This window comes from Candidatus Symbiopectobacterium sp. NZEC135 (assembly GCF_025962695.1).
Genome location: NZ_JAGFPF010000001.1, coordinates 276,363 through 297,626 on the forward strand (window position 1 = coordinate 276,363; position 21,264 = coordinate 297,626).

Below are 21,264 nucleotides of genomic sequence, written 5' to 3' on the forward strand. Positions count from 1 at the left end.
ATGACAGACAAACTACAGCTTGCCGTCAATGCCGCAATGAATGAGGCGGCTATCGCACGCGCCCGTATGGGGCTGCTGAATATCGGCATGGGCCTTGATGCGAAACGAGCTAGCGCATGGTGTGAGTACGGCTTTAAAGAAAATATCGAATTCTCCGACCTGTATAACCTGTACCGTCGCGGCGGAATCGCTCATGGTGCAGTGAATAAGCTCGTTCAAAACTGTTGGAAAACAAACCCTGAGATTATCGAAGGTGACGAACAGGATGATTCACGGAAAGAAACGCCGTGGGAACGCAGCAACAAATCCATTTTCAACAACCGATTCTGGCGCACGTTTTCCGAGGCCGATACTCGTCGTCTGGTGGGGCGCTATGCTGGAATCCTACTGCATATCGGTGATAGCAGAGGCTGGGATCAGCCAGCGGTAACCGGAAAGGCTCTAAAAAAGATTACCGTTGCGTGGGCTGGGGCGTTGAAGGTAGTCGAGTGGAATACTGAGATTAACTCAGAGGACTACGGCAGCCCAAAGATGTGGCAGTACGAAGAGCGCCTGGCCAATGGATCTAATCGGCGGGTAAGCGTTCACCCTGACCGCGTTTTCATCCTCGGTGACTACTCTACGGACGCTATCGGTTTCCTTGAACCAGCCTATAACGCTTTCGTCAGTCTGGAGAAAGTAGAGGGTGGCTCTGGTGAGTCGTTCCTGAAAAACGCCGCTAGACAGTTGAATGTCAACTTTGATGCAGCGATTGACTTCAACAATTTAGCCTCTCTTTATGGCGTATCAGTTGATGCACTGCAAGAGCGCTTCAATGAAGCTGCCGCAGAAGTCAATCGCGGCAATGATGTGCTACTGACCACGCAAGGCGCGAATGTAACGCCATTGGTGACAGCGGTTGCTGATCCGGAACCAACCTACAACGTCAACCTACAAACCGCTGGCTCCGCTCTGGACATTCCCACGAAAATACTCGTCGGCATGCAGACGGGGGAGCGAGCCAGCACGGAAGATCAGCGCTATTTCAATGCGCGATGCCAATCGCGGCGCGGCGACCTGTCGCTTGAGATTGAGGACTTGTGCGACAAGCTTATCAAGTTGGGCGTCGTCAAAGACATCTCAATGAAAACTGTGATGTGGGATGACCTCAACGAACAGACGGCTTCCGAGAAATTGGAAAGCGCAGTGAAGATGAGTCAAATCAACAGCACGTCTATCAGCACCGGAGAGGCGGTATTTACGGTTGAAGAAATCCGCGTTGCTGCTGGTTATGAACCTGATGGCGCTGAACCGCTGGGCGAGGTAGATGATGGCGACGAAACCGAAACCGGCGATAATCCCGAAGAACAAAAGTGACCCGACCGGACTTAATGCGTTAGAAAGAAAGGCGATGGCTGATTTCGCCAGACGCTTAAGGAAAGTTCAGAAGACCTACACCGACGCATTAGACAGATTCCCAGCTTCACCAGTAGTTAACCGCAGATACGAATACCGGCTTGACCCACTTATGTTAGACATCATTTTCGATGATGCCAGCGTGCTTGTGGATTCAATATTGCTAGATGGTGGAAAGAATAACCTTTGGTTTAGCGAGGACTATGTAGAGCCAGCCGTAATACGCGGTACATCTCAGGTGTTCTTTAATCTCGGTCAGCAATCATCAACATATGCAGCATGGCGTGAATCCCTGCAGTCAATAATGCTCACACCTCAATTTCAGCGGCGAATGGCTATGGCCTATACGCGTGTCTTTGAGGAAATGAGCGGATTCACCTCAGCAGCAAAACAGCAAATGGCTAGGGCTTTGGCTGATGGAATTGGGCGCGGCTTAAACCCTCGCGATGTTGCCAGAAACCTCAGAAAAGCAACAGGAATGTTGACATCAAGAGCTAACAGAATTGCTCAAACAGAAATCCCAGGCGCACTCCGAAGGGCGAGAAGAGATGAGGCCAAAGAGGCTGAATCTCTTGGGTTGAATATCAGGATGATACACATCTCAGCTCTGCTACCAACAACGCGCCGCACCCACGCGGTAAGACACTCTCATGTCTACACAGTAGAACAGGTTGAGGAATGGTATTCCGTTGATGCAAATGGAATTAATTGTCATTGCACTCAGGTAGAGGCGCTTGTTGATGACAAGGGTCAAGTTCTCCAGCCGTCAATCATCGAAAAGCTCAAAGAGGAACGCAAGCAAATGGCTAAGCGCGGTTATCCGTGGGCTGAGGAATAAATCATGCCAATGCAAATAAATGTCACAACTCGCGTGAATGCCTCGGCTATTCGGCGTGAGAAGTATAACGGGCGCGATCACTGGATTGTGCCGAGCTACACGCTACCCGGCAACGTCATCATGAATGGCGGACTTTATCCGGCTAGCGAAATTGACACCCACTATCAGGGACTAGAAGGCACGCTAGCCCCGCTTGGTCATCCACAGGTTAACGGTTCGTTCGTATCGGCGTTTAGCCCTGAGGGGTTAAACGTTGGCTATATCGGCGCATGGAACCGAAACGCCAAGAAGTCAGGAAACCGCATCTACGTTGAGAAGTGGATCGACGTCGATAAGGCCAATGAGTCTGACGGTGGGAAAAGGTTGATTGAGCGCCTAGAAGCACTGGAGAAGGGCGAGGATGTGCCACCTATTCATACAAGTGTCGCCGTTTTCCTTGAGCAACTAGAGGCCAACGACGAACAGAAATCTCAGGGTGCAGAATGGGTGGCAAAACTACATTCCATCGATCATGACGCCATCCTGCTTGATGAAGTCGGTGCCGCCACGCCAGAGAAAGGCGTGGGAATGATGATTAATGCCGACCTCGCTACCCCGTTGAAAGCCAATTCTGGCGCGTTGATTGGGGAGTCTTACCGAGAACGCGAGCGCCGGTTAGAAAAGGCCGCGAAAGACCGCTTTGCGCCAAATACCGACGAATACGTATGGGTTGTCGATTTCACCGACTCGCAGGCGGTTATCTCCCGTAATGGCGGTCAGTACGAGGTTTACGGCTACAAATCCGAGAGCGGAAAAATCACATTTGACGATACAGGAACGTCAGTGGCCCGCGCTGAGTCGTGGGTGGCTGTCGTAACAAACAAAGTTAAGTCATTTTTCACTACGCAGGATCCACCTGCAACCAATAGCAATAAAACGGAGGGCGAGATGCCTTTAACTACCGAAGATACAGAAGTACTGCGCAAAATCGTTGGTGAGGCGATCGCTGCCAATAACGACACGGCAATTAAGCCACTGGCGGACAGCATCGCAGCCATTCAAGCCAATCAGAAAACACTCACTGACACGCTGACCGCTAACTCTCGCGCAGAAGAGGCAACCAAGCGCGCAGAAGTCGCCAAGGTTCACGGTGAAATCGTGGCTAATGCGCTGTCCGGCGAATCGCTGGACGCGATGTATAAATCCATTGGCAACGCTGCGCCGCTGGCTGGCAACTCAGCGCAGAACCAAAAAGAAACTGGCGCGCCAGATTACAAAACCTATTTCGATGGAGGTGCTAAATAATGGCTCGTTATCGTCGCGTCAATATTGATGGCGATTCTCTATTTAAAACGGAGACTCGCAAAACCGCCGCCGCGTTGAACCCCGGCACCTTTGTTGTGATTAACGGCAGCAACCTGTTTGCACAAGGCACTACTCCTGTTGGTCGCATGTACGTGCTGGATAGCGCTTATCACGAAGGGCTGGGAATCACTGACCAAATCCCGTCCGGACACTCTGCTATCGGTAACTACTTGGAAGAAGGCCGCGAATTTGCTGTGCGCGTCCCTGCTGGCACCTACGCCAAAGACCAGCCAATCACCGTTATTGCAGGTCAGGCTGCTGCTGTTCCGGCAACTGCTGGCACGTACAAAATCATTGGCTACAACCAAGATGCTGTTACGACTACAGCGGTTGACTTCATCCGCATTCGTGCTCGCGCTGACATCGTAACTGTGGTTTAAGGAGAAAAAGATGTTTTTTGATGCTAACACGTTGGCTACGAATAGCCGCCTGCGCGGTCACTGGAATGAGTTGTGGGCTAACCGCAACATGTTTGATGCGCAAAACAATGCGATGATCGCCGCTAACCGCAACATGATGACGCCGGAAATGTTGGCGGCGAATGCGCTGTTGGGTGATGGGTTGGGCCGTGACTTTTGGGCAGAGATTGACCGCCAGATTATCCAGTTGCGCGACCAAGAAACAGGCATGGAAATCGTCACCGACTTGATGGGCATTCAGACTGTTTTACCTATCGGGAAAACGGCGAAACTGTACAACATGGTTGGTGATATCGCTGATGACGTTTCTATTAGCCTTGATGGTCAGCCGCCGTATTCCTTCGACCATACTGAATATGCTAGCGATGGCGACCCTATCCCGGTGTTTACTGCTGGTTACGGCGTTAACTGGCGTCTTGCAGCAGGCTTGAACACTGTAGGGGTGGATCTGGTTCTGGATTCTCAGGCGGCTAAACTTCGCAAGTTTAATAAGCGCATCGTCTCCTATGTTCTTGATGGTGCCAGCACCATTCAAGTACAGAGTTATCCGGCGCAGGGGCTGCGTACCCACCGTAACACTATTAAGCTTAATCTAGGCTCTGGTGCAGGTGGAGCAAATATCAACCTGACAACTGCCGATCAGACAGATATCGCAGCATTCTTCACATCAGGCGCATTCGGTCAGGCTGCTCGTGACAATTTCGTGGAAGCCTACGATGTCATGTGGGTATCACCGCAGATTTGGGCCAACTTGATGAAGCCTGCAACAGTCACGATTGGCGGCAGTACTTTGCTGTCAGACGGTACGGTTCTGAGCGTTATCACTGGATTCATCCCTGCGCGTGCCGTTCGTCAGACGTTTGCATTGAGCGGCAATGAGTTCATCGCCTATCAACGCCGTCAGGATGTCATCACCCCGCTGGTTGGTATGGCTACTGGTGTTGTGCCGCTTCCGCGTCCTATGCCTCAGTCAAACTGGAATTTCCAGATCATGGCGGCAATGGGCTTGCAGATTAAGCGTGATGGTGAGGGTAAATCAGGCGTGCTGTACGGCGCGAATCTGGCGTAAGGGGCGAGCATGGATAAGTACGAGGTAATTCGACCGTGGCACGGCGTTAAACGTGGTGATGTGGTGGAGTTGGCAACGCTCCACCCGGCGCTTGAATCTAATGTGCGCCTGCTGGTTGGTGAAGTGGCTGGAGATCTGACGCCAGCAACACCAAATGCTGGAACCGGTGAGGTGGATAAAAAGGCCATCATCAAAGCCAAGCTGACAGAGTTAGGTATTGAGTTTAAGGGCAACCTAGGCGTTGAAAAGCTTGCTGAGCTACTGCCAGATGGTGAGCTAGAAAAGCTCTTCCCAACCGAATAAGCCGCCAATTTTGAGCGGCTTTTTTAATGCCCCATTTCGGTGGGGCTTCACTTTTAGGGGATCGGCATGCTGACCGCAGAACAGGCAAAAGAGTATCTGGCTACAGTCGGGGTGTCGCTCCCTTCATTCGTGCTTGATGCTTTAGTCGAGCAGGCCAACAGCATTCAGGAATGCTTGGATGCCAACTACACACCGGCAACCGCGCTGCTTATCCAACTCTATCTGATTGGGCTGATGGGTTTGGGGCAGGGTGACAAGTATATATCCAGCCAGACTGCACCGTCAGGAGCTTCGCAGTCATTCCGATATCAGTCATTTTCTGACCGATGGAAAGGGGTATTAAACCTGCTGCGTGGGCTGGATAAAAACGGCTGTGCTACTGGCTTGATTCCGCCTGACCCAACGCAGACTGCGCATGGAGGATTGTGGGTTTCACGCGGTGGCTGCATGTGTGGAGATAAATAATGATTGATGCCAAGCAAATTGCAGACCTGTTTAATCAGTTATACGCGCTCGATCCCTTGGCGGCGGCAAATCTGGTTGGTCATCGTGTTATCTGCAATAAAAAATTTGCCGAAAGCGACGTTCCGTTTGTGTGCTCACAGCAAAGTGACGGCATTGTCTCAATGGGTGTTGTTGGTTTTGTTAATGCGATTGCATCACCTAATTCCGGTCGCGTTGCGGCGGTTTATGGCGACGATAAAAAGCTAACCGGGTTCACTGTGGTAGGCGGTAAATGATGAACTGGACGCCAGTAACTGACAGCTTGCCAAAGCCATTAACGCGCGTGTGGGTGATGACAGATAGCGGAAAGCAGACAACGGCATATATCCGCAAAGACGGCGAATGGTTTTTGTTCTGCCGGAAGATTGCGGCGGAGAAGCCTGTCATCGTTAAGTGGAGAGAGTGATGGAAAGAATAACCGCGCTAAATGTGGATGTCTTTTATCGGGTTGATGGTGAGACTCGCCGCTTCACTAAAACAATAGTTGCTCCTTATATCGTTCACTGTTACCTGAAACTCGAATCAGGCGATACCGTTGGGTTGTTTGTACCTGTTGGCAATGGGCAGCAAGTCAATGCGCTCAATATCGAATGGTTTGAAATTGAGCGCGTGACCGAAGCGCAGGGGGCGTGAATGTCATCACTGGCTGCTTGGAGCTACACCGCCAAGGCGACTATCTGGCCTCTCACCGATACTGACCGCTACGGCAAGTCAACGTTCGGCGAACCCATTGTTATTGATTGCGACTATGGCGGCGACGGCAAGCGAGGCAATAGCAATGTCGGTCTGGAATTCGTCGTCAAAAACACGTTCTGGACTGAATACGCCGCTGCAAAAGTCGGTGACATGATAGCGCTGGGCGAATCTACCGCAGCGACGCCGCCAAATGATGCTGACGAGGTAAAACACATCATCCGGTACGCTGACACCTTTTACCGCACAGCAGACGATTACGAGATTCTGACGGGCGTGTGATATGGCAAAAGTCAAAGTAAGCGGCATCCGTGAATCACAGAATAAGTTGAACGCGCTGATAGGCGATATTCAAGGCCGCAAAGCGGTGCGAGCGCTCCAGTCTGCGATGATTATCGGTGGCTCTCAGGCTGCGCTATACACGCCTATCGACACCTCAACGCTCATCAACAGCCAGTTTCGCGAGTTGGTGGTCAATGGGACTCGTTTGACTGGTCGAGTTGGCTACACCGCTAACTATGCAACATACGTCCATGACCCTAACGTCAAGCAGACATTCCGCCGCGCTACTGCGAAAAAGGAATTCTTGAAAGAAGGTTTCGAGGAAACTCGCTCGCAGATTGATGCGGTAGTGAAAAAGGAAATGGCCTTATGACCATATTCGAAAAGGTTGCTGACTGGTTGGATGTCGCTGGGTTGACTGCTGGCTACAAAATCCAACTTGTGCAGTGGATCGAGCAAAAGGCGGATACTGACGCGATGAAATATATCGTCGTGCAACCTGATGGAGGTACGCCGCGTTATCGGTGCCTTGGTGCCTACGATTACGTGCTGGTGAACATTATCAGCGCCAAGAATGACCCTGAGCCAGCAATTGCTACCGCGCAGGCCATCATGGATTACGTTACCAACAACGCCGATGACGATGTGCTGAACTTCATCGCCAATGCAGGCGGCTTTCCCACACCAATCCCAACCGAAGAAGGCCGGACTGTTATCCGGCTCCGATTCGAAATTATCTCGTAATTCCCCCTGGCGGCCTTCGGGCCGTTTTTTATTTCAATTCCATAAGAGGCTATACAATGGAAGGATGTAACGATTCCGGCCTGCTGGTCGGTAAAAACGTCGTTCTCGAAGTTGCGCTGGGGTGTGCTGACACCGTGCCAACGGAAGTGGACTGGCAAGCATTAGCGGCTGGAACATCGAAAACCATCGATTTCTCGCCGAACACCGTGACCTCTGACGCTGACGACAAAGGTGCATGGGTGGATAACGCGATCACCAATGCCGACGCCACAATCTCGTTTGAAGGTGAGGTGCGTAAAAACGACGCACTTGACCAATTTGGTTTCGGCAAGTTCGTGAAGTATTTCACCGACGAAATGAACGCCAAGCGGCAGCCTACTCTGTGGGTACGTGTGCAACTCGGCCCGATTGAGTTTGTCGGCTACATGGTTGCTACCGCGCTCAGTACGGATGGAGGGACTAACGACATTGTAACCTTCTCTACTGAGTTTAAGGTGTATGACGGCAACACTGTGGCGGTGACGCTGATTAACGATGTCCCTGTCACTGGCATCACTGTAGCGCCTACCTCCCTGGCTATCGAAATGGGTACGCCGGAAACCTTTACGATCACCTTCGCCCCCGCTGGTGCAACCAATAAAAACTACACGGTGGTTTCTGATAACACTGGCGTGGCTACGGTTGCCAAGACGGGCAATATCGTTACCGTGACACCTGTTGCGGTCGGTACGGCTAACGTGATTGTGCGCACTGAGGACGGCGATTTCGTCAAGGTTGTTGATGTTGGTGTGTCTGCGTAATCATTACAAAGAGCGGCGATTGTCGCTCTTGATAATGGGTATGGTAAATTCTAGCGGCAGGAATAACTAGTAAAGAGGTTTACTCCATGAATGTAACCCCAAAATCAGGCATGAAAGTAAAATGGCGCAGCGTGTACTGGCCTTTAGGTGAGTGGGTAAATGACTCTGGAGATGTAGTTGATATTACTACTAACTTTAAAGGTCACATCGCAGGAAAGAGCATTTTGGTTATTATGAATAACTCCATGTCATCGCCGGGGCATGGTGAACCATCAATAACAGCAGCGACACCATCTTACATTGATGGCGAAAGCCTGGATTCATTACCAGAGCCACTCGATTACATTGAAATAGAATAGCAGGCAAGGTCGCTTAGGCGGCCTTTTTTATTGGGGGGGGGCGCATGACGCCAATTACTGAGATCGGGGAAATTCTCATCTCCGACACGAAAAACGATTACTTTTTCCGCCCTTCATTCGCTGCCATGACGCGCATTGGAAGCCCTGCCGAGATTGTAGAAGCCTACGCCACACTAAACGGCTACGAAGTCGCTCAGGTGGTATCTATGGCGCAGGATGCTTACGGGAAGATACCGGAATGGCTCGTCAAGACGCTGAGAAAGCCAGTGTATGGACGAAAAATCCTGTCAGTGGCAATGCATGTTATGGCGGCGTGCTGTGATGACGATATCACAGCGCTGGTGGGTGAGTGGCGACCGGGTAAACGCGGCATAGTATATCGCGCTGGAGGGATGTCTGTTGGCGAGATCATCCTGATAGCCCACACCCTGATAGAGCACGGCGTGATGGGCAAGGCCAAGGTGCGAAAGCCACAGCGTCATGAAACCAATAGTTACGTGAAAGAGTTCCGCGCCGTCGAATACATTAACGCGGCCCGCATTCACTTTGCTATCAGCCGGGATGAGGCGGAGCGGTTAACGATGACCGAGTTTCAACTGATGATTAACGCAAAATATCCCGACCAGAAAGGCTTTACGAGGGAAGAGTACGACACCGTGCGGGATGATTACTTTAAGCGCCGCGAGGCCCGTATAGCCGCAGAGAAAGCCAAGAAAGCGGCATAGTTGAGTGTTTACGTGAAGTCAGGATTTTCGAATGAAATATTTGAATGAAAACCCCATCCCAAGAGAAGAGTTATACTGCGCTCGTGATTATTGTGATGATGTTCACTTTAATGCCAGTGAGCTATTAAATAGATTTTGCGTGCAACCTCCCGCTCAAGTCGAAGATGATAGCATCACTCCATCCTTGCTTCCCATTGCTCAGACTTCGATCTACGATGTGTGCAAATGTTACCAATGGGGATAGGGATGATGAATAAATTAGCAATTATTAGCGTGTTAAGTGCTTCCGTTTTTCTGTCTGGATGTGCCACCCAACAGCCTCCAACGCAAACACAAATAGCGGCGGCTAGTTATGGTGAACTACCAAGTAATTACCAAGATCAGATAAAGAGCCATTTCAGCGCAACATTGAAAGATCCATACTCTGCGCAATACACCTTTTTACCTACCTTTAAAGGATATTCGCAGGATGGGGCATGGGCACCATCAGGCGGTAAGGTTATGTATGGTCATGTTGCGCCTGTGTTAGTCAATGCAAAAAACAGCTATGGCGGATACACCGGGAATCAGAGGCACGTATTTATATTTTCTGGTGGAGTGATGTATGACACCACAGCAAACGATATGTTTGGCAGGGTAAAGCCTGTTAATTAAAGATATAATTATTTATAAAACCTCGCCTTGGCGGGGTTTTTTATTGCCCGGAGAGCAATCATGGCTGAGGAAGTTGTTGGACAAATCGTCTATCAGGTAGATATGGAAACCGGGCGCCTGCTCTCGTCACAAAGAGAGGTAAATCGCAACCTCGACCAGATGGAATCTGGTTTTAACAAAAGCGCCAAGTCGGCAACCAACCTTGAATCCGGCATGAATAAGCTGGCATCTGCCATCAAGCTCGTTATGGCTGCCGCTGCCTTGCGTGGACTGGCTGACATGGTTCAAAAGTACCAAGAGATGTCAGACCGTGTGCAAATGGCGACATCAAGCCAGGCTGAGTTCGAGCACGTTCAGCAACGCCTACTGAAAACCGCCAACGGGACTTACCGCTCATTGGCTGAAGCTCAGGAACTTTACATCACTACTGCCGCCAGCCTGCGCAGTATGAATTACACCACGGATCAGGCTATCGATATTCAGGACTCGATGTCCTATGCATTCGTGAAGAACGCGACCAGTGCAGACCGGGCGAACAACGCGATCAGCGCCTTCTCCAAATCGATGAATAAAGGGAAAGTTGAGGCTGATTCGTGGGAATCTATTATTGCTGCTATCCCGTCAGTGATTGACGATATCGCGGCAGCCAGTGGAAAAACTTCCGCGCAAATTCGAGCGATGGGTTCAGCAGGGAAGATCACGGCCCAGCAACTTTCCGAAGGACTTCGTCAGTCGCTAGATGCTAACTCAAAAGCTGCTGCTGGCATGGCGAACAACCTCACCGACGCCAGCGTGCGTATGAAAACGGCGATAACTGCCATTCTGGTGGAGGCTGAAAAAGGGACGGGGGCGTTACAGTCATTCACTAACGGGATTATCTCTACCGCTGATGCGCTGCTTAATTTTAGCGGCGACACGCAGAACATGCCGAAGTTTATCGATGCTGTCACCATCTCAGCCACCGCTTTGGCTGCTGTTATGTCTAGCCGCTTAGTCGGCGCGTTAGTGTCTGTTACCGTGGCGCAGGCGGCAAGAACCAAGGAAACCATTTCCGGCATGGTGGCTACAAGAGCCGCCGCTGTTGCAGATGAATCAGCAGCTAATGCAGCGGCCAGAAAGGCGGCAGCTGATAAATCAGCGGCGATGTCAGCATTGAGCGCCGCGCAGGCTGAACTTAATGTAATGAAGGCTACTACGATATCTACCAATGCGACTATCGCAAAGGCAGAAGCTGAGTTAACTAGCATCAAAGTCAACTTGCAGCAAATTCAGGCTGAAAAGGCACTTGAGGTTCAGCGTGCCAAAGCACAGATCACTGAGCAAGGCAGGATCGCCACAGCAACGCGCATGGCCCAACTTCGTCAGGCGGAAGTAGCGTTAACACAACAAGTCGCGAGGGCTGAATCAGTAGTTGTTAACGCCAGAGCAACAGCAATAACGGCAGCAGAAGCAAAAGTATCAGCGGCTCGTATTGCTGCCACTAACGCCACTGGTGCGGCTGTGGTTGCAAACAACGCACTGGCGGCATCTCAGGCAAGACTGGCGGCAACGTCAATTTCCGTTGGTAACGCATTGAGGGTGATAAACACGGCATTAATGCCTTTGGGCGGCACGGTCGGCGTAGTGGCGATAGTAGCTGCCGGTTGGTATTTGTATGCACAGAAGCAAGCGCAAGCACGTCAGGCCAGCATTGAATTTGCCAACACATTGCCAGATGTGATCAGCAAGTTAAAGGAAATGAATCTGGTACAAGCTCAAGGTGTTCGTGCTGACACAGTTGAGTCAATCACCAATCAAGAGGCGGCAATAGCCAAACTGAAAGGTGAAATTTCAAACCTAAACAAGGATTACAATGACCGGATCACGTTAGCCAAGCAAATGGGGAACGCTGACATTGAGTCAAATGGACATTTAAAAATAGCCGCTGACCTATCCAATCAGTTATCGAAAGCCAACCGTGACCTTTACGAAAAAGAGTCAACCCTCAAGAAATCCAAAGACGCGCTTCACCAGATAAATATTCGCGTTAATCAGGGCATTCTTGACCAGATGAAGGCGGCCCGTGATAACGCACTAGCGGTAGCTGAACTTGAAAAGAAAACCTCATTGCTAGGCGGATCTCAGGCATTTCTCGCTCAGAAATTGGGGGCGTCAACTGAAGCACTGAAAAGCTTCAACGCCGAGAGTCTGAAAATAAATTGGGGCGGGGAGGCTGGCGAGAAGCTGATTAAACAAGCGGAAAGACGGCTCGCACTCAGTAAGGAGGAAGGTGTCGCAAGGGCTAGGCTGCAAGCGCAATATGATGCCGAAGATGCTGGTATCACCGACCCCAAAGCCATCGCTGTTTTGCAGGATAAATACGCAGCAACGGAAAGCAACACCGAAGCATTGAAGAAAAACAATGCTGAAAGTAAAAAGGCGGAAACGCAGGCCGAATCCATTGCACAGAAGCTTGCGAACCTGAAGCAAGAATCAGATCTCGCGGCAAGCTCCACCCAAGGAATGACAAGAGAGCAACAGTTGCTACGTGCCGAGCAGTCTCTTGGTGCTGCGGCCACCGATGAACAGAGAAAGAAAGCTAGGGAGTATAAGGCTGCGGCAATCGACGCAGCGGCAGCAATCAGGGGCTTATCTTTGGTGCCTGAGCAAAGTGAAAATCAGTCGTATCAAAACGACCTGCAATCACTGAGTGCCGCACTTAAAGCCAAAAAGATTACGCAGGAGCAGTTCAACCAGCAATCCGAGCAATTGGAGGTAAACCATCAGGCCAACCTCGCAAAAATACGCGCAGATGCGGCAGTAACGCCAACCCAGCAATCAGCGGCATTAGTTGACCCGGTTCAGGCTCTGGCAAACGAGAATGCCCGGAAGTTAGCACTCATTCAGCAGTTTGAACAGCAGAAAACCATCACAGAGCAGCAGGCTCTGGCGTTACGAAATTCTGCTAATACTCAATATGAGCAGCAGCGGATCGCCGCTCAATGGGAAATCTGGCGCAACCAGAGCACAGCAAATGAAGCACTGGCCGCGTCGTTTGATGCTTTTGCTGGTAATGCCAGTAATGCACTAACCGGCCTCATAACTGGGAGCATGTCTGCGAGTGATGCACTCCGCTCCATTGGTAACACCGTGTTGAATAGCCTTATCAACACTTTCGTTCAGATGGGTGTGGAGTGGGTTAAATCTGCTGTTATGGGAACTGCTGCAACAACGGCGGGGGCAGCAGCAGGCGCGGCAGCGCAAACAGCGGCAGTGGGAACTGTGGCGGCGGTGCAAACTGGGGCGCTCGCAGCGCAAACAACGGCCAGCGTTGCAGCGGCGGGAACCACGGCGGCGGCATGGACTCCAGCGGCAATCCTGTCGTCTATTGCCTCAATGGGTACAGCTGCCGCAATCGGATTAGGGGCGGTTGCTGGTGTGATTGGCGCTAATCTGCTAGGTAAACGCAAGAACGGCGGCCCTGTCTCCGCTGGCGGACTGTACCAAGTAGGCGAGGGTGGCATGCCTGAAATCTACCAGGCCAGCAACGGCAAGCAGTACATGATACCGGGTGACAATGGCTCTGTTATCAGCAACAAGGACATGCAGGGCGGCGGGCAGATAGTCGTTAACAACAACATTCAGAATTACACGAATTCCGGCGTAGACACTCAGGTTACGCAGAATGGTAATACCGTGTCTATTCAGACGATTGTTTACGACATCGCTAACGGAGGCCAGATAGGGCAGGCAATAGCCACTTATCACAACGCCCCGCGACGGGCGCTAGCTTAACCAGCCACCTACGGGTGGCTTTTTACTATCTAAAGAGGTCTATATGAAGGTCAACGAATTGCATGAATCAGTTCAGGTTGAAATGGCAAAATTGCTCGGTGATGTTATCAGGAATCAAATCGACTTAGTAGCCGATGAGCAGCGGACGGAAAAAGCAGTAAAGGCTGCTGAGGCCATCCGCGAGGCTTTTAGTGAAATGTTTAAATAAGCAAGATTACTTAAACGTTTATCTATGATTTTTCGAAGTGTTTCCGAGCTTGGTCGTAAATTTTCAGTAAGCCATCGATATTGGATTGGTATACAGGAACTCGCTGGGCGCGAACTAACTCAATGAGTAATTCGTAAGCTGCTGTTTCAGCTTGCTTTGACGGTACTATTTTATCAGACATAACTTCTCCTTTGCTGTGTGAACGCCCTAATGAGCGGATTCTGTTCCCTACGGTGCTGCAAAGAGAGTTTTTACTTTCAAGTTATAACGCAGCAATGAATGCGTACATCCTGATATTTGATCAGATAAGAATCACCCGGAGAGCCAATGGCAATCATTGCATACCCGGACTGGCTGCCGCTGGCGCAGAAGTCCAATAAAAACTGGAGGCGCGATACCGGGTTTCGGACTGACAACCCGCAGGTAGGCGCTCCGATATTCCAGAAGCTTACCGACGACCTGAAAGATACGATGGCGCTGACGTGGATACTCAACCGCGACCAGCACCGGGCGTTCACTCAGTGGCTAAAGAGCGCAAAGTATCTCGATAACTGCGTTAACTGGTTCAGCATGCCAATGTCTACCGGTGGCGGCGATACCGGGGTTGAGGTGCAGGAGTTGCACTTTATCGACTATCCACAGTGGAACCAGAGCGGCAATGTTTTCACATGGACGGGCAATGTCGTGTGCCGGAAAGTGAATAACTCAGATGATGAGTTTGACGACATCATTGTGGAGCTACCGGCACCGTGGGGTAGCTGGCTGGACATCATCGTCACACAGACATTACCGAGGCCATAATGCCGACATTGCGAGAAATTAGGGCGCAGCGGCCCAACCGGATAATCTACGAAACGATAGAGTTTAGTCACCCATCATTCGGCCCTATCAGGCTCGTCAACAACCAGATATTCGCTAAAACGCTTGGCGGAGAAGAGTACCAGCCGTGCCGGTTCGAACTGACCGAGAGCCAGCAGAGCGGAACGCCGGTTATCGACTCTACGCTTAAATTCAGCCGACTTGCGCAGGATTTCAAGCAGCAGTTGAAAGCATGGAAAGGCACTGGCCGCATAAAGCCGATAACCTGCACCTACCGTCTGTTCTACTCTGCCGATATCGCAACAGAGTTGAAGTCATGGACGCTGTATATCGCCGATTGCTCGATGGATGGCAGTGATGTGAACGTATCGTTGTCGATGACCAATCCGTTAAACAAGAACATCGCGTGGCTTTACGATCCGGCTGAATGGCCCGGATTAGTTAATGGGTAGCTCTCTCTTATTTTTTGTTTTCAGGAGGTGTTTTGCTCCCACTTGGTGGCTTAGTGTCATCTCCAAATACAATACGGTGAGCGCCTTCAAGGTTTTTGGCAATCTCTTCGGCTGTATGGTTTTTCATTTCTAAACGCTTACCGTCTTTTTCAATAACTATGGAACGGCCTGATTTTCGCCATATAAAATTGCTTATAACCGCCCCAATGCCAATCCAGGCAGCCTTAGTGTTAAGTACATCGACAACTATCTCAGTTAGAGATTGAATGTTGGATTGATTAACAACAAGGGTTGGTGTCCGTTTTTCTTCTAAGGAGAAGCTAATGTCCTTATCTTTTAAAGCATTGCAGAAATCATCAAGCATATCTGACGGCAAGAACAACTTTAAAGGAGGTCTTTCCATAACAATCACCTATGAGTCTTTGTTTCACCGGGTAAGAGGATTTGCCATTTTTTTGCATATAGCCCTTCGCGCACTAATAGACGGCAGGGCAGAACTAACATTCTTTGATATCAACACAACTGAAGCAACTAGCGGCATGACCAAGGTCGATATCAGCCGCGAGCGATCTTGATTTTACTTCCCATACATCTTCTTCAAGGTTTCGATCAGAGCCGCCTTGAACTTGTCGGCTTCCTGCTGGGCGTTATCTAAGGATTATCAATGGTTATCTATAGTTCTGTGTTCCATCCTAATGGCTTCTTTGTCCATGCAGCACCTGGCCCTGACTTCTGGGTGTTCCTCAGTAAATCTATTGGCTGGGGCAGATTCTCCATGGTTACCAACTCTGTTGAGTTCAACCGCCAAATAGGTATTTTTGAATTAGCGGAAGTGCGGCCGGAAGGCTCAGCGCCCCTTTCACAACCAGCTCATTCGTCAAATGTGTTATGGCGTCTGCCGGAAGCTGTCGAAGTTTTGAAACAATTCCAGCCTTCTCAGGTTCCGAAATATTGGATAGAGCGATGATATCTTCAAGAGCTGTAACAGTATCCCTGTGAAGTCGGATGGTCTGGATATTCAGCATGGACGTCAATCCGCCGTCATTAAGCATAAAATCTACGCCGGAGGCTGTCGCTCGTAAATTATCAAGGACATAGTATCTTTCGTCAGTCCGTTGAGGAAAAATCGTTAATAGATTGTGTTCTGCTAGATAAGATATATTTGCCAATATCTTATCTTCGTCTTTAGGCATGATGTTGGTATCAAATTCTTCTTTTAATGAGCATTTTGGATAGCATGAGATGCAAACCGATAGGATGTGTTTTTGCAATTCGCGATCGAACTTATCCATATCACTTATCCTTGCTGTAGATGCCCTTAAGCGTCTCGAAAACCATTTGCTTTACCTGCTCGGCCTGCTGATCCGCCAATCGCTCTGAATCGTCTCGGTAGCCCGATATGGCAGAAGGTTTGACTACGGCATCCTGAACAATCTGCACCAACTCAGCATTAAGAGAGCGTCCGTTCATCTTTGCCCTCTGAGTTACTTTGGCTTTCAGGTCAGGAGGAAGCCTTAGTTTAAACTGCGGATCTTCTCTGGACATTTTATCACCGTATTTTTTATTGACAGTCTATAACGGTGATAGTACATTCTCAATTGAACCACCGTGGTTCCTTTTAATGGAGGTAGTATGCAAGGCGCAAGAAAATTACCGCAATTTAACCTGCGGTGGCCTCAGAAGGATTTGGATTTGATACGCAAGGTAGCGGAAGAGAGTGGGCGCTCGGTGAATACAGAAATGCACCGCCGCGTAATGGAGAGCCTGAAAAGAGATGGCTTTATCAATGCGTAGAAAGGTTGAAGCCCCAACTGCACGAACAGTTAGGGCCTCGGTATCGAATAAATCCGACTAAGGAATATCGACATGTCAAGTATAGCAATTTCAGCATCAAATAACAGCACTCCAGTAGCGTTCAACTTTCAGGAATCGCATGAAGTACGCATTCAGGTGATCGGCGGTGAGCCGTGGTTTTGCCTGAAAGATGTGTGTGAAATTCTGTCTGTGTCAGTGGCTAGCCCATCACGATTTCAGATGGACATGGAAGGGGTTACAAAAAATGTAACCCCTACAAATGGCGGAAAACAGCAACTCGTTTACGTCAACGAACCCAACCTTTACCGCGTCATCTTCCGCAGCAACAAACCGGAAGCTCGTCAGTTTCAGGATTGGGTGTTTAACGATGTCCTTCCCTCTATCCGTAAGAAAGGCAACTACCAGCATCAGAAGGGTGAGCCAATCAGCAACAAGGACATGGAAAACATCAAGAACCTTGTCTGGATGATGACGCATAACATGAAGTTCAGCGAATCGTGGAATTACGGCGTTTGGCGCTCATTGCGTTCTGCAACCGGTACACCTTCGCCACAACGGTTCGCAGTTGAGGATTTGCCAGCATTAAAGGAAGAATGCACGCGCATCCTGAGAATCACCACGGCGGTGAACAAAATCATGTACGAATTTGAGAAGGAAGTTATCAGAAAAGTATTGAAGGGTAATGCTGACATGCAGCCGCTGGTGGACAAGATGAACAGTGAGCTGTTGCAAATAGAGGGTAAGGAAAAGGATGGCCTGTTGCTGCTGGAGAAAATAGACGAATTCCGCTTGGAAACACTCACCACTAAGCACTAAAGGCAAATGATGGATAATCAACTGCTGTTAGCTCGTATCGCCGAGCTTGAATTAATACTGGCGGAGACATATCAGGTTGTTGGATCTCTGTCTGAATCGCTGGGAATGTTTAATGAGCTTCCAGTTATCAAGGCTCTAGATAACCTATCAGCAATGGCATTGGTTCACAAAGATGTGCTGCCTTTCAGTTTTGACGACATTGACCCAAGGCTCGTTAGCTTCGCTGAGGACATGTCAACATGCACCCTAAATAAAGGCGGGGAAGAATATTATTACGACTTTGTTTCTAAAACGAGTTAACCGCCTTAAGAACTAACCAACCCATCTAACCCGCTTCGGCGGGTTTTTTATTGCCCACAAACAGAGGCCACCTTGAACAAATCAGACTTTATCAAACGGATGATCGGCGTTCCATGGATTAACCGCGCCTGTAGTTTTGAAGCGTGTGACTGCTGGGGGCTGGTGGCGCTTTATTACCGCCATGTGCTTAGCACTGAATTGCACGATGTCGTCGGGTACGAATCGGATAGCGATTTTCTGACGTGCTTTTCTGGCGAGGTTGTTTACTGGCAGCGCAGCGAATTACCTGTCAATGACGGGATTTTCGTTGGCTATGTCGGAAGCAGACCTGAGCACGTTGGCCTGATTATCGATGGCAGCGCATTTCACAGTCGCGGCGCTAACGGTTCAGTGGCAATGCACCGGCTGCCAATCATAGAACGCGCATTCACCAGCATGGAGTATTTCACCTATGCCAGTAATTGAAGTTCAGCGCATACCCGGCGCGCCTAAAGAACGCGTTAACGTTCCTGTGAATACTGATTTTTGCGATTGGTTTTTATCGCAGAATTTCCACTCAGATGCAGATATCGTTATCAACGGTTCGCGCATGGATGATGACGCAGAAATGTCTTTCCCTGTATCTGAGCTTCATCGCATTCAGATATTCGACCAGCCAAAGGGATTTATCGGCGATGTGCTCAAGCCAGTGTTCAAGCTGGTGACAAAGATTTTCTCATTCCTCGGAATGGGGCAGAGTAACCCGTCATTTTCCGTTGCGGACAGCAATACCAAGGAGTCACCTAATAATAAACTTACCGGGCAAACAAACGTCGCGAGAACCTATCAGGCCCGCCCTGATGTTTACGGCCAGCCGCGTTCATACCCTGACTTGATTCAGGAGTCGATGTTTGAGTTTATCGACAACATCAAATACGTCACGGAGTGGATGAATTTCGGGATAGGGCGTTACTCGGTTTCAAGTGTGCGTTACTCCGAATCGACGTTGACCGCGCTGGCTGGGGCAAGTTATCAAATCTACCAACCCGGAGCGGTGATACCCGTTATCAATGAGGGTTTCGAGTTTGATGATGTGGATGGGCAAGAGGTGCCGGGCCCGAACGAAAGCGAAGATTTTCCGGCAGAAACGGCCACATCTAATGATGTGATCGAGGGTGTGATACTCGGTGGACAGATATCCGTAAAAATCCTGCGTGATAATGCGTTTGATTACTTCTTTGGCGTGACAAAGCCGCGATCGGTGACGTTCGTCATTAACGTCACATACCAGACGGCCAGCGGAACAGTGACGCGTGATGCAAACCTTACTGCTGACCTGATTAACGCTGAACTGTCAGACGATGGCGCGTTGGTTGACCCGGAAGAATATTACACCTTCTTCTTTGCCAATCTGTCTGGCGCTGATGCCACCGTGATTCCATCTGATGCCACAGTGAACAACACGCTGCTGACGATAAACGACAATCAGCCATTGGTCACGGGCCCATTCTTTGCTCCGCTCCCCGGCGGGCAGTTGTGGGTTCACTTTATGGCTCAACAGGCGAATGACAGCACGGCCACTTTCAAAATCGACTGGTGGCAAGTCGATGACGAGAACAACCAGATAGCACCAGCCGAATCACAGACCGGCTCGATATCGAATAACACGGGCGGACAGGATTACCGATACCTGACCGTGAAAATAACGCCAGCGGCGGGATATGGCCGCTATGCGGTACAGGTGACGCGCACCAACAACAGTAGCGATAGTAACACTCTCCAGTTGCCTGAAATTCATGCCGTCCGGGTGCGTGAAAATGAAGTGCATGCAAATGACACGCTTGTGCGTGTTACCGTTCGGGCAACAGAACAAGCGACGGGAGTGCGACAGCGCAAGTACAACGCCCTGATCATGCGCCACACAATCACCTATAACCTGACAACGCAGAGCGTTGATTACACATTACGTCCGTCACGGCTGTTTGCTGACGCAGTAGCGCACACATGGTTGGTAATGGGTAATCAGCCTGAGTCAACGATCGACCTCTACCAGCTCTATACCATCGCCGCAAAAATTAACAGCGAGGATGCGAGGCTTGGTTATTTCGATTACACGTTTGACGATGAAGATATTTCATTGGGCGACCGAATCAAAACAATATGCGATGTGGCGCGGGTGGTGGCTTATTTTGAGGATGGCGTGTTGTCATTTGCCAGAGATGAAAAGGCAGACTTCCCGCAAGCGGTGTTCAATCGGTCAAATATGGTTGCCGATGAATACTCGATGACTTACGACATGACAATGCCTGGAGGATTTGATGGGGTTGAAGTGGAATATGTCAGCCCTACAACGAACAAAAAGACTTATATCCGCTACCGGATAACAGACGTTGGAATTGTTGAGCAAGAGCCAGAGAACCCCAACAAAATTAAACTCGCCGGTTGCAGGAATGAATATCAGGCGAGAGACAGGGCATTGCTTGAAGCAAATCGCTTGCTGCACTCCCGTATCAAAATGCAGTGCAAGGTACTGGCTGATGGTGAGTATACGAATGTCGGGATGATGATTCAGGTTCCAGACACTTACGATTCTAACCAGCAAGCCGGATACCTTGTATCAAGAAATGGTTATCTGTTCGAAACAAACGAGAGGATAAAATTTGCAGGGGAAATGTATGTAGTAATTACCGATCACATTGGGAACGCATCACAGCGATATAGAGCATATCAGCGTGATGATACCGAGTTCGGGTTTTACGCAGAAATACCAGTCATTCAGCTTAACCTTTGGGATGGCTCAGAGATTCAGTCACCTTCACGATGGATTATCGCAACGCAAACGGAACTTGATAGCACCTTGTGGCGAGTCGATGAGAAGAAGCCTAATTCAGATGGCACAACATCATTAACCCTTTCCGAATATAGCGATTCGATTTACTCCTACACCGTAGATTAAACAAACACAGTTAAAT

General features: G+C 49.7%; 30 protein-coding genes. 26 read left to right on the top strand and 4 right to left on the bottom strand.

The window, feature by feature from the left end:
- The 19 genes from J5224_RS01300 to J5224_RS01390 all read left to right on the top strand — a co-directional run bounded on the left by J5224_RS01300 (position 1) and on the right by J5224_RS01390 (position 14,111).
- Positions 1-1,356 (top strand): DUF1073 domain-containing protein, encoded by a 1,356-nt coding sequence (locus J5224_RS01300; RefSeq protein WP_264623621.1) that lies wholly within the window; start codon positions 1-3, stop codon positions 1,354-1,356.
- The gene (locus tag J5224_RS01305; protein ID WP_264623622.1) at positions 1,307-2,233 is read left to right on the top strand and encodes a phage head morphogenesis protein; all 927 of its coding nucleotides are present in this window, start codon (positions 1,307-1,309) and stop codon (positions 2,231-2,233) included. The genes J5224_RS01300 and J5224_RS01305 overlap by 50 nt, the downstream gene beginning before the upstream one ends.
- A 3-nt stretch (positions 2,234-2,236) precedes the next feature.
- On the top strand, positions 2,237-3,517 hold the full coding sequence (locus tag J5224_RS01310) for a hypothetical protein (protein ID WP_264623623.1): 1,281 nt from the start codon (positions 2,237-2,239) through the stop codon (positions 3,515-3,517).
- A complete protein-coding gene (locus J5224_RS01315; protein ID WP_264623624.1) occupies positions 3,517-3,957 on the top strand; it encodes a hypothetical protein in 441 nt (146 codons plus the stop codon). The genes J5224_RS01310 and J5224_RS01315 overlap by 1 nt, the downstream gene beginning before the upstream one ends.
- Positions 3,958-3,967: 10 nt before the next feature.
- Positions 3,968-5,065, top strand: a complete 1,098-nt coding sequence (locus J5224_RS01320) for a major capsid protein (protein ID WP_264623625.1) — start codon at positions 3,968-3,970, stop codon at positions 5,063-5,065.
- 9 nt (positions 5,066-5,074) lie between these two features.
- A complete protein-coding gene (locus tag J5224_RS01325; RefSeq protein ID WP_264623626.1) occupies positions 5,075-5,368 on the top strand; it encodes a hypothetical protein in 294 nt (97 codons plus the stop codon).
- Between the two features lie 66 nt (positions 5,369-5,434).
- On the top strand, positions 5,435-5,833 hold the full coding sequence (locus J5224_RS01330; protein ID WP_264623627.1) for a hypothetical protein: 399 nt from the start codon (positions 5,435-5,437) through the stop codon (positions 5,831-5,833).
- Positions 5,833-6,108, top strand: a complete 276-nt coding sequence (locus J5224_RS01335) for a hypothetical protein (protein ID WP_264623628.1) — start codon at positions 5,833-5,835, stop codon at positions 6,106-6,108. Before J5224_RS01330 ends, J5224_RS01335 begins: the two co-directional genes overlap by 1 nt.
- Complete coding sequence (locus J5224_RS01340; protein ID WP_264623684.1) at positions 6,105-6,278, top strand: hypothetical protein; 174 nt, start codon at positions 6,105-6,107, stop codon at positions 6,276-6,278. Before J5224_RS01335 ends, J5224_RS01340 begins: the two co-directional genes overlap by 4 nt.
- The gene (locus tag J5224_RS01345) at positions 6,278-6,505 is read left to right on the top strand and encodes a hypothetical protein (RefSeq protein ID WP_264623629.1); all 228 of its coding nucleotides are present in this window, start codon (positions 6,278-6,280) and stop codon (positions 6,503-6,505) included. The genes J5224_RS01340 and J5224_RS01345 overlap by 1 nt, the downstream gene beginning before the upstream one ends.
- On the top strand, positions 6,506-6,847 hold the full coding sequence (locus J5224_RS01350; protein WP_264623630.1) for a hypothetical protein: 342 nt from the start codon (positions 6,506-6,508) through the stop codon (positions 6,845-6,847).
- Position 6,848: 1 nt separating this feature from the next.
- Complete coding sequence (locus J5224_RS01355; protein WP_264623631.1) at positions 6,849-7,220, top strand: HK97 gp10 family phage protein; 372 nt, start codon at positions 6,849-6,851, stop codon at positions 7,218-7,220.
- Positions 7,217-7,591: a hypothetical protein gene (locus tag J5224_RS01360; RefSeq protein ID WP_264623632.1), complete on the top strand. Its 375-nt coding sequence runs from the start codon at positions 7,217-7,219 to the stop codon at positions 7,589-7,591. The genes J5224_RS01355 and J5224_RS01360 overlap by 4 nt, the downstream gene beginning before the upstream one ends.
- Before the next feature lie 56 nt (positions 7,592-7,647).
- Positions 7,648-8,391 carry an Ig-like domain-containing protein gene (locus J5224_RS01365; protein ID WP_127087956.1) on the top strand — a complete coding sequence of 248 codons (744 nt, stop codon included), beginning with the start codon at positions 7,648-7,650 and terminating at the stop codon, positions 8,389-8,391.
- Between the two features lie 86 nt (positions 8,392-8,477).
- A complete protein-coding gene (locus tag J5224_RS01370) occupies positions 8,478-8,750 on the top strand; it encodes a hypothetical protein (protein WP_264623633.1) in 273 nt (90 codons plus the stop codon).
- Positions 8,751-8,794: 44 nt separating this feature from the next.
- Positions 8,795-9,475 carry a DUF6246 family protein gene (locus J5224_RS01375; protein WP_264623634.1) on the top strand — a complete coding sequence of 227 codons (681 nt, stop codon included), beginning with the start codon at positions 8,795-8,797 and terminating at the stop codon, positions 9,473-9,475.
- Between the two features lie 246 nt (positions 9,476-9,721).
- Positions 9,722-10,129: a hypothetical protein gene (locus J5224_RS01380; protein ID WP_264623635.1), complete on the top strand. Its 408-nt coding sequence runs from the start codon at positions 9,722-9,724 to the stop codon at positions 10,127-10,129.
- Positions 10,130-10,189: 60 nt separating this feature from the next.
- Positions 10,190-13,903 (top strand): tape measure protein, encoded by a 3,714-nt coding sequence (locus tag J5224_RS01385; RefSeq protein WP_264623636.1) that lies wholly within the window; start codon positions 10,190-10,192, stop codon positions 13,901-13,903.
- Between the two features lie 43 nt (positions 13,904-13,946).
- The gene (locus J5224_RS01390) at positions 13,947-14,111 is read left to right on the top strand and encodes a hypothetical protein (protein ID WP_264623637.1); all 165 of its coding nucleotides are present in this window, start codon (positions 13,947-13,949) and stop codon (positions 14,109-14,111) included.
- A 22-nt stretch (positions 14,112-14,133) separates the two neighbouring features.
- On the opposite strand, the gene J5224_RS01395 is transcribed toward J5224_RS01390, so the two are convergent.
- The gene (locus J5224_RS01395; RefSeq protein ID WP_264623638.1) at positions 14,134-14,292 is read right to left on the bottom strand and encodes an ATP-NAD kinase; all 159 of its coding nucleotides are present in this window, start codon (positions 14,290-14,292) and stop codon (positions 14,134-14,136) included.
- A gap of 146 nt (positions 14,293-14,438) precedes the next feature.
- On the opposite strand from J5224_RS01395, the gene J5224_RS01400 reads away from it, so the two are divergent.
- Both J5224_RS01400 and J5224_RS01405 read left to right on the top strand, forming a co-directional pair.
- On the top strand, positions 14,439-14,912 hold the full coding sequence (locus tag J5224_RS01400) for a hypothetical protein (protein ID WP_264623639.1): 474 nt from the start codon (positions 14,439-14,441) through the stop codon (positions 14,910-14,912).
- On the top strand, positions 14,912-15,382 hold the full coding sequence (locus J5224_RS01405) for a DUF1833 domain-containing protein (protein WP_264623640.1): 471 nt from the start codon (positions 14,912-14,914) through the stop codon (positions 15,380-15,382). Before J5224_RS01400 ends, J5224_RS01405 begins: the two co-directional genes overlap by 1 nt.
- A gap of 7 nt (positions 15,383-15,389) precedes the next feature.
- Here J5224_RS01405 and J5224_RS01410 read toward each other — a convergent pair whose 3' ends face one another.
- The 3 genes from J5224_RS01410 to J5224_RS01420 all read right to left on the bottom strand — a co-directional run bounded on the left by J5224_RS01410 (position 15,390) and on the right by J5224_RS01420 (position 16,927).
- Entirely contained in the window at positions 15,390-15,785 is a 396-nt protein-coding gene (locus J5224_RS01410; protein WP_264623641.1) for a hypothetical protein, read from the bottom strand.
- Between the two features lie 394 nt (positions 15,786-16,179).
- A complete protein-coding gene (locus J5224_RS01415) occupies positions 16,180-16,674 on the bottom strand; it encodes a hypothetical protein (RefSeq protein WP_264623642.1) in 495 nt (164 codons plus the stop codon).
- 1 nt (position 16,675) lies between these two features.
- Positions 16,676-16,927, bottom strand: a complete 252-nt coding sequence (locus tag J5224_RS01420; protein WP_264623643.1) for an Arc family DNA-binding protein — start codon at positions 16,925-16,927, stop codon at positions 16,676-16,678.
- 87 nt (positions 16,928-17,014) lie between these two features.
- Between J5224_RS01420 and J5224_RS01425 the strand changes: the two genes are divergently transcribed.
- The 5 genes from J5224_RS01425 to J5224_RS01445 all read left to right on the top strand — a co-directional run bounded on the left by J5224_RS01425 (position 17,015) and on the right by J5224_RS01445 (position 21,248).
- Positions 17,015-17,176: an Arc family DNA-binding protein gene (locus J5224_RS01425; RefSeq protein ID WP_264623644.1), complete on the top strand. Its 162-nt coding sequence runs from the start codon at positions 17,015-17,017 to the stop codon at positions 17,174-17,176.
- A gap of 72 nt (positions 17,177-17,248) precedes the next feature.
- On the top strand, positions 17,249-18,013 hold the full coding sequence (locus tag J5224_RS01430) for a Bro-N domain-containing protein (protein ID WP_264623645.1): 765 nt from the start codon (positions 17,249-17,251) through the stop codon (positions 18,011-18,013).
- Positions 18,014-18,019: 6 nt separating this feature from the next.
- Positions 18,020-18,313: a hypothetical protein gene (locus J5224_RS01435; protein WP_264623646.1), complete on the top strand. Its 294-nt coding sequence runs from the start codon at positions 18,020-18,022 to the stop codon at positions 18,311-18,313.
- A 72-nt stretch (positions 18,314-18,385) separates the two neighbouring features.
- Complete coding sequence (locus J5224_RS01440; protein WP_264623647.1) at positions 18,386-18,778, top strand: NlpC/P60 family protein; 393 nt, start codon at positions 18,386-18,388, stop codon at positions 18,776-18,778.
- Complete coding sequence (locus J5224_RS01445) at positions 18,765-21,248, top strand: host specificity factor TipJ family phage tail protein (protein WP_264623648.1); 2,484 nt, start codon at positions 18,765-18,767, stop codon at positions 21,246-21,248. The genes J5224_RS01440 and J5224_RS01445 overlap by 14 nt, the downstream gene beginning before the upstream one ends.
- The last annotated feature ends 16 nt before the right edge of the window (positions 21,249-21,264 follow it).